Origin of the sequence: Porphyromonas vaginalis, from assembly GCF_958301595.1 — a bacterium.
Taxonomy (GTDB): Bacteria; Bacteroidota; Bacteroidia; order Bacteroidales; family Porphyromonadaceae; genus Porphyromonas; species Porphyromonas vaginalis.
In genome coordinates this window covers 1,227,640-1,242,121 of sequence record NZ_CATQJU010000001.1, presented here as the reverse complement: position 1 = coordinate 1,242,121, position 14,482 = coordinate 1,227,640, and the positions used below count along the sequence as shown (strand labels likewise).

Here is a 14,482-nt window from a genome sequence, read left to right as displayed (position 1 = left end):
AAAACTCCTTATGAAGATCCCCAGACTAAGACACGCTTGTGTCAGAATCACGACCTATATAATACTCTGTTGTTGCTTGCCGACACTCCTAGCAGCGGCACCTTGGTATCAGTCCCTAGACAGTGTAGACACGGAGGGAGCCATCCAGCTGGACGCTGTCACGGCTCGCAAAGAGCTACGAGAGAGCCTGCCGAAGAGTCTAGACACCGACCTAGGCCTGCTCATGGAGGCTTGGCGCACGGGCTATGCGACGCAGCAACGCTTTGAGGTGCCGTGTGGCTCTTACAAAGCTGAAAACATTCGCTCGCTGAGTGACTCCGTGCTGATCTCTCGACTGAAGGCTCTACCCACCGTCATACCGATCCCCTACAACGCGATGGTCAAGGAGGGCATAGCCACCTACATCACTGATCGTCCGCGGCTGATACGTGTCATCCTCGCGCTTGGGGACTACTACTTCCCCATTATGGAGGAGATCTTCGATCGTCACGGGCTACCCGTCGAGCTCATTTACCTTACGGTCGTCGAGTCTGCGCTCAATCCCTTTGCCGTCTCACGGGCTGGTGCCTCGGGACTTTGGCAGCTGATGCTCCCCACAGGACGCAGCTTGGGCTTAACGATCAATAGCCTTGTCGACGAGCGCTTTGACGTCTACAAGAGTAGTGAGGCGGCTGCGCTCTATCTCAAGCAGCTCTACGGACTCTTTGACAATTGGCTCCTAGCTATCGCTGCGTACAACTGCGGGCCAGGCAATGTCACCAAAGCGATCCGACGCTCTGGGGGGAAGACCACCTTCTGGGGAGTCTATCCTTACCTACCCCGTGAGACGCGCAACTACATTCCGCTCTTTATCGGAGCCTACTATGCCTGCTACTACCACAACGAGCACAACATCTGTCCACAGGCACAGTCTATGCCCCTTGCGACCGACACACTAGCCGTACAGATACCGCTCACCTTCGCCCAGATCTCGCAAAGCACAGGCATACCCACCGAGCAGATCCGCACACTCAACCCGCAATACAAGCGAGGAGTCATACCCGCTGCTGGATCGACGCCCTACACCATCCGACTACCACTGAGAGGAGTCTCTAAGCTCGACGATGCGCTCATCAACCTCAGACGCAACCATAAGGAGGAGCTATCCAAGCAGATCGCCGAAGCGCAAGAAGAGATCAAGCAAGCACCCGCCCCCTCGCAAAAAAGCAAAGCTCCCCAAGGTCGCTACAAGACTTACAAAGTGCGTCGTGGCGACACTCTCTCTAAGATAGCCAAGCAACACGGTGTCTCTGTCGCTGCCCTCAAGCGCGCCAACGGACTCAAAGGTCGCAACCCCAAACTTCGACCTGGACAACGCCTCAAGATCCCTAGATAACTCCGACCTCTAAAGTCTAACTTCTAATCTCTAACCTCTAAAATCTAGTATGCTCGCCATCCAAGACCTCTACGCTCCCGAGTACAGCCACTGCTGGGGCTGTGGTGCTGCGCACCCTTACGGACTACATCTCAAGAGCTACCTCAGCGAAGACCACGCTTACTGCTACTGTCATCACACGCCCAATGCTGTCTACACAGGCGGGGTCCCCGACAACCTATACGGAGGCTTTATCGCCATGCTCTTCGACTGCCACGGCACAGCCACAGCTGCCGCTCTTTACTTAGCAGCTCACGAGGAGGAGCTGACGGCAGAGAGCCTCCAGCGCTTCATCACCGCTCATCTAGAGGTGGACTACCTCGCCCCGACGCCGATGGGTGTCGAGCTAGAGGTCCGCGCTTACCCCGTAGAGGTGACCGACCGCAAGGTCATCCTATCGCTCGAGCTGCACTGTGGCGAGCGCATCACCGCTCGTGGCAAGATGGTCGCCGTCAAGCATCGCCGCCCCGCAGCAAAATAGGTGAGCTCTAGTCCGTACAGTCTCACACGCCTGTAGAGTCCACAAGATTGAGTATCTTTGTGAGCCTGCTGAGGGTACAGCCTTACCATTACGAGGCTTCGTGCGCCCGGCTTAGCTTTGGATACATTATTCATTAGCACCCTATGCCTACATCTACGTCCGGCTCCACTCTATCTACTCCTACAGAGAGAGCTATACCGCCACACGAGCGACAGACCTTCACCCCGAGACGCTCTCCGCTAGCCCTGGAGATACTCTACCTCGTCCTCGGCGCTATCTGTCAGGCTCTCGCTTACGCCTGCTTCATAGCTCCCGCCAACATTGTCCCTGGAGGATGCTATGGACTCAGTATCACGATCAACTATCTGACGCAGGGGACCTTTGAGGCGTTTCCCGAGGGACTACCCATCGGTGCCGTGGCACTCTGCTTCAACGTACCCTTCTTCCTTCTAGCGGCTCGCTCCCTCGGCTTGCGCAGCGGAGGTAAGACGATCGCCACCTTCCTACTCATCTCTATCTGCACCGACCTGATCACCTCGATGACTCGAGACATAGTCATCGTAAGCAACGATAAGTTTCTCTCCTCCGTCTATGGCGGCGCTATCCTCGGACTGGGCGTGCTACTCACCTTCAAGGCGGGCAGCACCAGTGCTGGCACCGATGTCATTGCGCGAGTACTCTCTAAGGGCAATAACCTTAAGACTAGTCACATGATCATAGCCGTAGACTCGGCCGTGGTACTCTTTGGACTAGTCGCCTTTGGAGACTTTAGCGTGCCACTTTACTCTTGGATCACCATCTTCGTCTATGGCAAGGTCGTTGACATCTTGCAACCTGAGAATCCCAACAAAGCGATCTTCATCGTCTCCGACCACACCGCTGAGCTTCGCACACTCATCATCGAGGAGCTTAACCTGCGGGGTACTTTCCTCCATGGTAGCGGTATCTATGCGGGTGCCGAGCGTGACATTATCTTTATGATTGTGGAGCGCAAATATGTCAGCAAGCTCAAGAAAGCGGTACTCCAGGCTGACCCCAAAGCTTTTATCGCAACGACCAATGCAACCAACGACACGGCCCCCAAGATTATCTAGTCTATGAAACAGCTTGCCACCCTCTTACTCCTCTGCGCACTCTGCGTCACCTCGCTGACAGCTCAGACTGAGCCCGAGGCTCTCCCCGCAGGGCGACGGGTACTCGTGGAGACTTCGCAGGGAGACTTTACACTCCTGCTCTATGACGACACACCTCTACACCAAGCAGCCTTCCTAGAGCATGTACGTCGAGGAGACTACGAAGGAGTCTTGATGCACCGTGTCATAGCGCAGTTTATGGTTCAGGGAGGCAATCTCTCGACCCGTGGAGCGACACGCCAGACGGATGTCTCCATAGATACGCTCTCGACTACCATTTCTGCGGAGATCCTACCCAACCATATCCATAAGCGAGGTGCCCTAGCAGCAGCACGAGTCGCTGGCGAGGAGAACCCCGAGATGCGTTCCTCTGGCAGTCAGTTTTACATCGTCACGGGGACCTACTACACAGACTTCGACCTAGATGACATCGCAGCTCAGCGTGAGTGGGACTACACGCCTGAGCAACGCCAGGCGTACAAGATGCTGGGCGGAGCCCCGTGGTTGGATAGGCAGTACACCGTCTTTGGCGAAGTGATCGATGGGATGCGCACCATTACCAAGATCGAAGACCTCCCAACCGACAGTGCCAACCGTCCTAAGCGAGATGTGATCATCAAGCGCATGAAGCTCCTGCCCTAACCCCGCCGACACGATGCAGACTCCCGTCCCGTCTGACCTAATAGCCAAGCTAGCGCAAGCATACCCCGAGCATGCCTCTCGCATTGTCGAGACTCTAGAGACGCCCCCGTCGGTCTCTCTGCGGCTTAACTCAGCTCGCACCTTATCGGCACGCCCCTTTGCTGAACTAGAGGATGGGACTATACCGTGGCTACCGGCAGAACTGGAGGGTTACTGGCTCAGCGAGCGCCCCACCTTTGCGCTAGACCCACTATGGCACGCTGGTGCTTACTACGTACAGGACGCTAGTGCTATGACGCTCGCCACTATCTGGGAGCAACTCGACTGGCACACACCTCCTCGGCTAGCTCTAGACCTCTGCGCAGCACCTGGTGGCAAGAGCACACTGCTCCGCGACCTACTCCCCAAGGAGACGCTCCTCGTGAGCAACGAGATACTTCCGAAGCGGTGCAAGATCCTTGTAGAGAATATGGTCAAGTGGTGTTGTGCCGACCAAATGATCATCACGCAAGAGGAGCCACAGCGACTCACGGCCCTACTGCTCGGTGCCTGCGACCTCATCTTAGTCGATGCCCCCTGCAGTGGCGAGGGACTGATGCGCCGTGACGAGGAGGCGAGACGTATGTGGTCGCCTCAGCTCATTGCCGACTGCGTGACCCGCCAGCGGGCAATCCTACAGGAGGCGATGCGCATGCTAGCTCCCGAGGGTATACTCCTCTATGCCACTTGCACCCTCAATCAGGAGGAAAACGATCAGATGGTTCAGTGGCTTCTTGATCACTACCCTTGCGAACTCATCGACCTCTTCCGCTTTGCTGAGCGCATCACTGGAGCTTACGCCACTTCGTATGGCCTACACCTCTGGCCAGGCATCGTACGAGGTGAGGGACAATACCTTGCCGCGCTACGGCTCACCGACATCGTTGAGACCCCGAGCGAAGCGCGCAAGGCCAAAGGCTTGACACGCACCAGCCGACAGGAGTTAGCTGGGCTCTCTTGGCTCAGCGAACCAACATCCGCCGACTACTTTACCATCGGTGATCGCATCTACCAGCTCACACCTGAGGCGGCTCTGCTCCTTGCCACGGCATACAGAGAGCATCTCGCCGTTGCCACACCAGGACTGGAGATTGCCTCCATGCGCCACCAGGCGAAAGGCTACGAACCCTCCTTTGCCCTGCTACACCATAAGCTATATGACGCTATTAAGCTACCCTCGCTAGAGCTGCCCCTAGAAGAAGCTCTGCGCTATCTGCGAGGCGAGGCACTCACGACAGAGTCATCGACAGAGCGGGGCTTCACCACCATCACCTATCGGGGCATCCCCTTAGGTCTGGCACACAGCACAGGCTCACGGCTCAACAACTTATACCCTAAGCCGTACCGCCTGCGCATCTAAAGACAAAACACCTAACCTGATATACAACATTATGGACAAGAAAAAGAAAGTACTCATCTCCTTTGACACCGTACGCCCCGGCTTCGAGGAGCTGGCCGAGTGGGCCGATATGACCCGCCGCCCCGAAGGCGAGAGCTTCACACGTGAGGAGATGATGGAGATAGGCGCACAGTATGATGCGCTCGCTACGCAGTTCACCTTCCCCGTAGATCGTGAGCTGATCGACGCTTTTCCAAATATCAAGCTGATCGCCAACTATGGTGTCGGCTACAACAATATCGATGTCGCCTATGCGCATAGCAAAGGGATCACCGTGACCAATACGCCTCGTGCCGTGATCCAGCCTACCGCAGAGCTAACCATGGGACTACTCCTGAGCTGCAGTCGCAAGATCGCTATGTGGGATCGTCACATGCGTCGCACCAAGAGCAGTAGCAAGTCACTCTCCGACAGCTCTGGCATGGCGACCAATCTCTGTGGCAAGACCATCGGCATCATCGGCTATGGCAACATAGGTCGTGCCGTGGGGCACATGGCACAAGCCTTCGGTATGACCGTCCTCTACAACAAGCGACACCCACTTGATGCTGCGGCCGAGAAAGAGCTAGGGGTCACCTATGCCGACCTAGACAAGATCTTTACGGAGTGTGATGTCGTATCCCTCCACACCCCTTACAATGAAGACTCGCACCACCTAGTCTCCGCTAGCCGCCTAGCACAGATGAAGCGCTCAGCTATCCTCATCAATGCAGCGCGTGGAGCAGTTGTTGACGAAGCTGCCCTCGTGCATGCGCTCCAGACAGGCGAGATAGCTGCTGCGGGACTGGACGTCTTCGAGCATAGCGACAACCCGCTCCCCGAGCTGTACGAGATGGAGCAGGTGACTATGACACCACACGTCGGCACGCAGACCTACGAGGCGCGTGTCGCTATGGCACGTGAGCTGTGCAACTGCATCATCGGCTACTTCGAGGGCGACCGCCCCATCAGCATCGTTCGGTAAGGGTCAGTCGCCTCACTACGACCACGAAATAGCAACTCCACGGAAGGTGTCCTGCCACGCCTTCCGTGGAGTTTTCATTTCTCGAAACTGTTGCAAAAGTCAACAGTCTCACAATCTTGGCAAGATTGTCTAGGCTTTGCAGAAAGGATGAAGCGCAAGGCGCTGAGGGTGAGGTCTGAAGGGAGCATACATCCGTATGTGACCGAAGCCGAATCCCGAAAGCGACACAGCGATTCGCCTTTATGCAACAGTCTCTTCTCGCTCAGGCTACTTACTCCTGACTCTCGTCGAGCTGCTGGAGGAGCTGTGAGACCTCCTTATCGATAGAGGTGAGCCGTGTGGAGCAAAACTGTATCAAGCCTGTCGCCTCCTCGATGAGCTTAGTCAGTTCGTCCACCTCTATATCTCCCGTCTCGAGGAGCCGCACGATCTCCTGGATACGTGTGATCGCCTCTTGGTAGGTCTGCTGGGGTTCCTCAGCGTGGGTCTTGCTAGAGTCTGTCATGGGGTATGTGTTTTATTATTAGTATCTTTGTCTCGTGTAGTATCCCGTTAGGATATCTCATTGCTATGCAAAAGTAACTATATATATCATACCAAACGAACCAAGACTATGCGTAAACAAGTAATTATGCTCTTAGCCATCGCCACGATGCTACTCGCTTGTAACAAGCAGAAGCAGACTGACCTGGCTGACAATCCATTCGTTCATCCAAGTGAAACCTACATGAATGCACCCGACTTTGACAAAATCAAGGTAGAGCACTTTGCACCTGCCTTCGACGAGGGTATGCGTCAGCACAACGAGGAGATAGCTGCTATCGTAGACAATGCTGAGGCACCCACCTTTACCAATACTATCGAGGCTCTCGAGCGTGCTGGACAGGTACTCCAGCGCACCTCCGCCGTTTTCTTCGCACTGACCAGTGCCGACACCAACGATGAGCTACGCGCCATCGAGGCTGAGTACGTGCCTAAGCTCACCGCACATAGCGACGAGATCATGCTCAACGACAAACTCTTCGCTCGCATCAAGACCGTCTACGAGACTGGTCTAGAGGGACTACAGCCCGACCAGGTACGCCTCACCAAGCAGTACTACGACAACTATGTCAAGGCTGGTGCCAACCTCTCTGCAGAGGATAAGGAGAAGCTCAAGAAGCTCAACGGCGAGGAGGCCGAGCTCACCGCTAAGTTTGGCAATATACTGACCGACGCAACGAACGTACCTGTCTTCTTTACCGACAAGGCTCAGCTCGACGGACTCACCGACAGCGAGCTACAAGAGGCTGCCGACCTCGCTAAGGAGGAGGGCAAAGAGGGCCAGTGGGCTATACGCCTAGTCAATACGACCCAGCAGCCCGTCATGGCTAAGCTCAACAACCGCGACAGCCGCAAGGCTATCCTCGAGGCTTCCATCAATCGCTGCAACAACGGGGACAAGTACGACACGCAGGAGATCATCAAGCGTCTCGCTACGCTCCGTGCTGAGAAGGCTCAGCTACTAGGCTTCAACTCATTTGCTGACTGGACCCTTCAGGATGCACTTGCTAAAAATGGCGAGACAGCTCGCAACTTCCTCGAGCGTCTCGCTAAGCTCTACCAGCCTAAGGCTGCTGAAGACGCTAAGATGCTAGAGGAGTTTGCACAGAAGAGCGAGGGACCAGACTTCAAGCTAGAGGCTTACGACTGGGCTTACTACGCAGAGAAGATGCGCAAGGAGCAGTACGACGTCGATGAGGCACAGCTCAGCGAATACTTCGTCCTAGACAACGTCCTCAAGGATGGTGTCTTCTATGCTGCCAACAAGCTCTACGGTCTCACCTTCGAGCAGCGCACCGACGTCCCCGTCTATCATCCGGACGTAACGGTATACGATGTCAAGAATGAGCAGGGCGAGGTCATCGCACTCTTCTACTTCGATCCCTACGCACGTCCCTCTAAGAGCGGTGGTGCCTGGATGAGCAACTTCGTCGAGCAGTCTACCCTACTAGGCAACAAGCCAGTCATCTACAACGTCTGCAACAATAAGAAGCCAGCTGCTGGTCAGCCCTGTCTGATGACTTGGGACGAGGTGACGACACTCTTCCACGAGTTCGGTCACGCTCTACACGGCATGCTCTCTACGCAGACCTACCCCTCCATCTCTGGGACCAACGTCTCGAGAGACTTTGTCGAGTTCCCCTCACAGTTCAACGAGCACTGGGCTTCTGAGCCTACTGTCTTTGCCAACTATGCGAAGCACTACAAGACAGGCGAGCAGATGCCTGCCGAGCTACGTGAGAAGATGATCGCTGCTGGCAACTTCAACCAGGCCTACTCTATTGGCGAGAATATCGCTTCCTCACTCATCGACCAGTGCTGGCACGCACTCACTGTAAGTGACAAGGTTGATGACGTTCAGGCATTTGAAGAGGAGGTACTCACGAAGTACGGCATGCTCAACGCACAGATACCACCCCGCTACCGCTCACCTTACTTCCGCCACATCTGGAGCAACGGTTACTCAGCAGGTTACTACTCTTACCTCTGGAGTGAGGCTGTAGACAACGAGGTCTACGCTTGGATCGAGGCACACGGAGGTATGACGCGTGAGAACGGTCAGCGCCTTGCAGACATCCTCCTCTCTCGTGGTAACAGCGAGGACCTGATGGTACTCTTCGAGCAGTTCACCGGCCACAAGGAGGTCGACATCGAGCCGCTCCTCCGCTTCCGCGGTCTCCGCTAATCACATGGTGCAGCTAGCCGCTCAAGCAGCAGCTAGCACCTGATACACACTACACTAGAGCCTGTCACGACACATCTCGTGGCAGGCTCTTCTCTTATGTCGCCAGCTCTGCTAGACTAGCACTACTAATGACACTAGAAGGACTCGTGGCACTAGCCAACAGCTAGCAACGCTTCAGAAAGTCCCTACCCTATAACCTCTACCCTCTAATTTCTAATCTCTAACCTCTAATCCCTATTTACATATCTTTACGGGGAAATTCGTCCGATTCCCTCCTTTCTCAAATATCCACGTGGACATTTTTTATTTTCCACGTGGGCGTCAAAAAATTCCTCCGAAGTTTCATTTGATTCCTCCGAAGTTTCATTTCATTCTTCCGAAGTTTTATTTCGCGCCCACGTGGAGAATTTTCCTTTTCCACGTGGGCATTTCAAAATCCCCACGTGGAAATCACTTTTCCCCGACAGAGTGCCGTATCGATATGTAGCCGAGTTTAAATTATTGTAACGAGCAGACGTTGAGTTTCCTTAGACAAAGCTGAGACATTATAATAACTCTGTCAGGAGCTACACATGACAACAAACGAGGAATAGATGAGTTCGTTATACACAATGTATCAGCCTTGTGTGGGATCGGATTTTTCTACCTCAAAGGTGTATCAAGGGATAAACGTCTTGACGACAACGCCTCAGCCCTGGGCCTCCCCGGCACCCGAAAACAAAAATCGCCCCCTATGTAAAAGGAGATGGAAAAAGTTTTTCGGCGAAATGTTTGGTGGTTTGATTTTTTCTTTCTACCTTTGCACTCACAAACGATGACAGAGGTGTCTGTCGGTAGTAAAGGATTTGTCCCATGGTGTAATGGCTAGCACTACAGGTTTTGGTTCTGTCAGTCAAGGTTCGAATCCTTGTGGGACAACGACTCCCGCAGGGGGTGAATAAAGAAAGGCACAGTCCCTTGCTACTATATCGTGATACAACGCATTTACTTCTCTCTAGAGAGACTCTGTGATTGGGTGTCACACACGATGGTGACGAGCTAATCGACAGGAGGTTGATACAGATTGTCCTATGGTGTAATGGTAGCACAACAGATTCTGGTCCTGTTTGTCAAGGTTCGAATCCTTGTAGGACAACTGCCTATCACGCTTACACTGTCGCTAGAGTATCTTGGAGAGCTAGATATATGAAAGGGCCCATAGCTCAGCTGGTTTAGAGCATCTGTCTTACAAACAGAGGGTCATAGGTTCGAATCCTATTGGGCCCACTTTTATACGCATCATCTTTTTGAACAGAACTGAGAGAGCTTCATCCGTGAGGGTGAGGCTCTTCTTTTTTGTCTGTCGATGCGTGGTGGCATCGTGCGCAGCTGTGCCCTTATGAGACTGTTGCAAAAGTCAACAGTCTCACAATCTTGCTTGCAAGATTGTCCTAACTTTGCAGAAAGGATGAAGCGCAAGGCGCTGAGGGTGAGGGCTGAAGGGAGCATACCTCCGTATGTGACCGAAGCCAAACCCCGAAAGCAACACAGCGATTCGCCTTTATGCAACAGTCTCCTTATGCGATAGCTCTCGCCTCCCCGCCACGGGGGCACTCGCAAGAATAAGGTATTTTTGTCATGCGTGACTAGCAATATATGGTGATTGATTGAGATATTAATCGTATCTTTGTGAAGAGTTTGGACCCCGCCCTATGTGAGGGTCAAAAGCTGAAACATAACGTGACCCTATGACTTATATAAACAATGTAATGATCGTGCGTCATAAGCTCCTCTCGACCATGGTGGCTAGATGGCGTCAAGACCAATTGATTAAAACGATAGACCGGATCCCGCTGGAGCTGAGTCCTCGTAAGAAGCGCAATGTGCTGGGACGTTGTTGCCCTCATAAGGAGCGTGCCGTATGGAAGTATAAGATGTTTCCTCTCCTAGGCTTTGATATGCAGGATGAGCAGGATGAGCTGACCCCGCTGTCTGAGTATGCTCACACGGCTCTGCATCGCCCACAGCCGACGAAGGAGAATGTGCTCTGCGTCATCGATGAGGCCTGCACCTCGTGCGTACAGATCAACTATGAGGTGTCTAACCTCTGCCGTGGCTGTGTGAGCCGTGCCTGCTCGAGCAACTGCCCGAAGAGCTGTATCTCATTCAAGAAGAATGGTCAGGCACAGATCGATCACGATGTCTGCATCAGTTGCGGTCAGTGCCACAAGAACTGCCCCTATCATGCGATAGTCTACATACCAGTGCCTTGCGAGGAGTCGTGCCCTGTGGGTGCCATCAGCAAGGATGAGGATGGTATCGAGCATATTGACGAGTCTAAGTGTATCTACTGTGGCTCTTGTCTGAATGCTTGTCCTTTTGGTGCGATCTTTGAGATCTCACAAGTTTTTGACGTACTGGGTGCCATAGAGCGTGGCGAGCAAGTCGTAGCTATCGTAGCTCCTGCTATCCTAGGTCAGTTTAAGGCAACCCGTGAGCAGGTCTATGGTGCGATCAAGAAGATAGGCTTCCACGATGTTATCGAGGTGGCTCAGGGTGCTATGGACACGGTAAGCCATGAGGGTAAGGAGCTGGTAGAGAAGATCGAGGCTGGGCAAGCCTTTATGACGACCTCGTGCTGTCCCTCCTTCTATGAGCTGGTGGATAAGCATGCACCTGGTCTCAAGCCTTTTGTCTCTAGCTCACACTCGCCGATGGTTTACACAGCAGAGCGCGCTCGCAAGCTTTATCCCGATAGCAAGATCGTCTTCTTCGGCCCCTGTGTAGCTAAGCGCAAGGAGATACAGCGTCCTAACGTGGATGTCGATATGGTGGTCACCTTTGAGGAGCTTGGCTCTATCCTAGAGGGACTGGAGATAGATATCAACACGGCAGAGGGCTACAAGCCAACCGTCGAGTCAGTACGTGAGGCACACGCCTTCGCTCGTAATGGCGGTGTCAAGGATGCTGTCATCTCCTATCTGAGCAATACGGAGGAGTACAAAGACTTCGTAGGTCGTCTTACCGCTGAGGAGATCGCGGGTCTGGACAAGAAGGCTGTTGCCAAGCTTAAGGCTTACGGCAAGCGTGGCAAGGCTGACACACAGTTTGTCGAGGTGATGGCTTGTCTCGGTGGATGCGTGACAGGACCAAGTGCCTTCAACGATGTACTCGCTGGTCGCCGCCAGCTACTCAAAGAGGTGGAGAAGATCGACCTCACCTATGCCAACTATAAAGAGAAGGAGTGATACGCTAGGCCAAGTAGCATCAGCCTCCATCCCTGAACTGAAGGCTCTATTAGACAGTAACGACACGCACCTCGGGCATGAGCTTCAGGTGCGTGCCGAGGCTATTGCGGAGCAGCAGTTCGAACGGAGGATCTATCTGCGCGGTCTCATCGAGATATCAAACATTTGTCGCAACGACTGCTACTACTGTGGCATTCGCTCAGGCAATGAGCGCGTCTCCCGCTATCGGCTCACAGCCGACGAAGTGATGTCGGCTTGCGAGAGAGGATACGAGATAGGCTTTCGGACCTTCGTACTACAGGGTGGCGAAGACCTCTATTGGCGAGGAGAGCGCTTGGTCTCGTTGGTACGCAACATACGGACTAGCTATCCAGAGTGCGCTATCACGCTCTCACTCGGAGAGATGGAGTATGAGGAGTACGAGGCACTCTTTCGCGCTGGTGCCAACCGCTACCTGCTGCGTCACGAGACTTACGACAAGGAGCATTACCAAAGCTTGCACCCCAGCACGATGGCGCAAGAGCATCGACTACAAGCCCTTCGGGACCTCAAGCAGATCGGCTATCAAGTGGGGACGGGTATCATGGTCGGTTCGCCAGGGCAGACTACGGCACACTTAGCGCAAGACTTAGACTTCATCCGTCGGCTGCAGCCGGAGATGATAGGCGTTGGCCCTTTCATCCCTCATGAAGACACGCCTCTGGGGACCTACCCTGCGGGGAGCCTGTCGATGACGCTTCGCTTCCTCGCCCTCTGTCGGTTACTCAATCCACGGGCACTGATCCCCGCCACGACAGCTGTTGCCACACTCCACCCCGAGGGACGACTAGCCGCCATACGATCAGGATGTAATGTGGTGATGCCCAATCTATCACCATTAAACCATAGAGCAGATTACGCTCTCTATAACAACAAAGCCTACTCAGGCTCTGAGGCTGCCGAGGGTGTCGCCCTCCTACGGGCACAGCTTGACACGATAGGTTACCAAATAGACTGGGGGCGTGGAGACGCTCCCACTAGCTAAGAATGTGAATGTATGAGTTACAATAAGCAATCGCACGATGCCTGTGACTTCATCAATCATGATGAAATCATCGACACCCTCCGCTATGCGGAGCAATACAAAGATGATGAGAAGGTGATCTCTGATATCCTACGCAAGGCTGCGGAGATGCATGGACTAGATCACCGAGAGGCTGCCGTACTCCTCCTCGCCGAGGATCCTGCGACACGACAACGAGTGGCACAACTGGCCGAGCAGATCAAGCTACGCTTCTATGGTAAGCGCATCGTACTCTTTGCTCCGCTCTACCTCTCTAACTATTGTATCAACGGCTGCGTCTACTGTCCTTACCACGCTAAGAACCGCACCATTCCTCGCCACAAGCTGACTCAGGAGCAGATACGGCAGGAGGTGATCGCCCTGCAAGACATGGGACACAAGCGTCTCGCTCTCGAGGCAGGCGAAGACCCACGCAACAACCCGATCGAGTATATCCTTGAGTCGATCCAGACAATCTACTCAATACATCATAAGAATGGGGCTATTCGTCGTGTCAATGTCAACATTGCCGCAACCACTGTCGAGGAGTATCGTATGCTCCACGAGGCAGGCATCGGCACCTACATTCTCTTTCAGGAAACTTACCACAAGAAGCACTACGAGGAGCTACACCCGAGAGGTCCTAAGAGCGACTACGCCTATCATACCGAGTCGATGGATAGAGCGATGCAGGGAGGCATCGACGATGTGGGACTGGGCGTGCTCTTTGGCTTGAGTACCTATCGCTATGACTTCGTCGGTCTGATGATGCATGCGGAGCATCTGGAAGCAACCTTTGGCGTAGGACCTCACACGATCAGCGTGCCACGCATTTGTCCCGCCGATGACATCTCGCTCGACTCCTTCCCCGAGGCAATCCCCGACGATACCTTCCTCCATATTATAGCTGTGGCCCGACTAGCGGTACCCTACACCGGTATCATCGTCTCGACCCGTGAGCGCGAGGCAGTACGCCAGCGAGCACTCCACGTAGGCGTGTCGCAGATCAGCGGAGGCTCTCGCACCTCCGTGGGAGGCTATGCGCAAACGACAGAGGCCGCCCACTCAGAGCAGTTTGAGGTGAGCGATCCACGCACGCTCGACGAGGTGGTCTACTGGCTCCTCCAGCAGGGACACATACCGAGCTTCTGCACCGCTTGCTATCGCGAGGGACGTACTGGCGATCGCTTCATGTCGCTCTGCAAGAGTGGTCAGATATCCAACTGCTGCGGGCCTAATGCCCTGCTCACGCTGCAGGAGTACCTAGAGGATTACGCCTCACCTACGACCCGTGAACTGGGACTAGAGATGATCTCGCAGCAATTCCCCACGATCCCCAACGAGCGAGTTCGTGCCATTGCGCAGCAGCGTCTCCAGCAGATCAAGGCGGGAGAGCGCGACTTCCGCTTTTAA

At 54.2% G+C, this 14,482-nt stretch carries 11 protein-coding genes and 3 tRNA genes; 13 read left to right on the top strand and 1 reads right to left on the bottom strand.

Annotated elements, in window-relative coordinates:
• Positions 1–10: 10 nt before the first annotated feature.
• From Q2J34_RS04945 to Q2J34_RS04920, 6 genes are all read left to right on the top strand, one after another.
• A complete protein-coding gene (locus tag Q2J34_RS04945; RefSeq protein WP_300969431.1) occupies positions 11–1,375 on the top strand; it encodes a lytic transglycosylase domain-containing protein in 1,365 nt (454 codons plus the stop codon).
• Positions 1,376–1,424: 49 nt separating this feature from the next.
• Complete coding sequence (locus tag Q2J34_RS04940) at positions 1,425–1,895, top strand: PaaI family thioesterase (protein ID WP_300969430.1); 471 nt, start codon at positions 1,425–1,427, stop codon at positions 1,893–1,895.
• Between the two features lie 143 nt (positions 1,896–2,038).
• Positions 2,039–2,989: a YitT family protein gene (locus tag Q2J34_RS04935; protein WP_298889177.1), complete on the top strand. Its 951-nt coding sequence runs from the start codon at positions 2,039–2,041 to the stop codon at positions 2,987–2,989.
• Positions 2,990–2,992: 3 nt separating this feature from the next.
• On the top strand, positions 2,993–3,670 hold the full coding sequence (locus tag Q2J34_RS04930; RefSeq protein WP_298889175.1) for a peptidylprolyl isomerase: 678 nt from the start codon (positions 2,993–2,995) through the stop codon (positions 3,668–3,670).
• 13 nt (positions 3,671–3,683) lie between these two features.
• Positions 3,684–5,069, top strand: a complete 1,386-nt coding sequence (locus Q2J34_RS04925) for a methyltransferase RsmF C-terminal domain-like protein (protein WP_300969429.1) — start codon at positions 3,684–3,686, stop codon at positions 5,067–5,069.
• Between the two features lie 31 nt (positions 5,070–5,100).
• Positions 5,101–6,072, top strand: coding sequence for an NAD(P)-dependent oxidoreductase (locus Q2J34_RS04920; protein WP_300969428.1), 972 nt, complete (start codon positions 5,101–5,103; stop codon positions 6,070–6,072).
• A 271-nt stretch (positions 6,073–6,343) separates the two neighbouring features.
• On the opposite strand, the gene xseB is transcribed toward Q2J34_RS04920, so the two are convergent.
• Positions 6,344–6,577 (bottom strand): exodeoxyribonuclease VII small subunit, encoded by a 234-nt coding sequence (xseB, locus tag Q2J34_RS04915; protein WP_300969427.1) that lies wholly within the window; start codon positions 6,575–6,577, stop codon positions 6,344–6,346.
• Between the two features lie 108 nt (positions 6,578–6,685).
• Here xseB and Q2J34_RS04910 point away from each other — a divergent pair, with 108 nt between their 5' ends.
• From Q2J34_RS04910 to hydG, 7 genes are all read left to right on the top strand, one after another.
• Positions 6,686–8,800: a M3 family metallopeptidase gene (locus Q2J34_RS04910; RefSeq protein WP_300969426.1), complete on the top strand. Its 2,115-nt coding sequence runs from the start codon at positions 6,686–6,688 to the stop codon at positions 8,798–8,800.
• Between the two features lie 846 nt (positions 8,801–9,646).
• A tRNA-Gln gene (locus Q2J34_RS04905) sits at positions 9,647–9,718 on the top strand.
• 146 nt (positions 9,719–9,864) lie between these two features.
• Positions 9,865–9,935, top strand: a tRNA-Gln gene (locus tag Q2J34_RS04900).
• A 56-nt stretch (positions 9,936–9,991) separates the two neighbouring features.
• Positions 9,992–10,066, top strand: a tRNA-Val gene (locus Q2J34_RS04895).
• A gap of 461 nt (positions 10,067–10,527) precedes the next feature.
• Positions 10,528–12,027 (top strand): monomeric [FeFe] hydrogenase, encoded by a 1,500-nt coding sequence (locus tag Q2J34_RS04890; protein WP_300969425.1) that lies wholly within the window; start codon positions 10,528–10,530, stop codon positions 12,025–12,027.
• Positions 12,002–13,051, top strand: coding sequence for a [FeFe] hydrogenase H-cluster radical SAM maturase HydE (gene hydE, locus Q2J34_RS04885; RefSeq protein ID WP_300969424.1), 1,050 nt, complete (start codon positions 12,002–12,004; stop codon positions 13,049–13,051). Before Q2J34_RS04890 ends, hydE begins: the two co-directional genes overlap by 26 nt.
• A gap of 12 nt (positions 13,052–13,063) precedes the next feature.
• On the top strand, positions 13,064–14,482 hold the full coding sequence (gene hydG, locus Q2J34_RS04880; RefSeq protein ID WP_300969423.1) for a [FeFe] hydrogenase H-cluster radical SAM maturase HydG: 1,419 nt from the start codon (positions 13,064–13,066) through the stop codon (positions 14,480–14,482).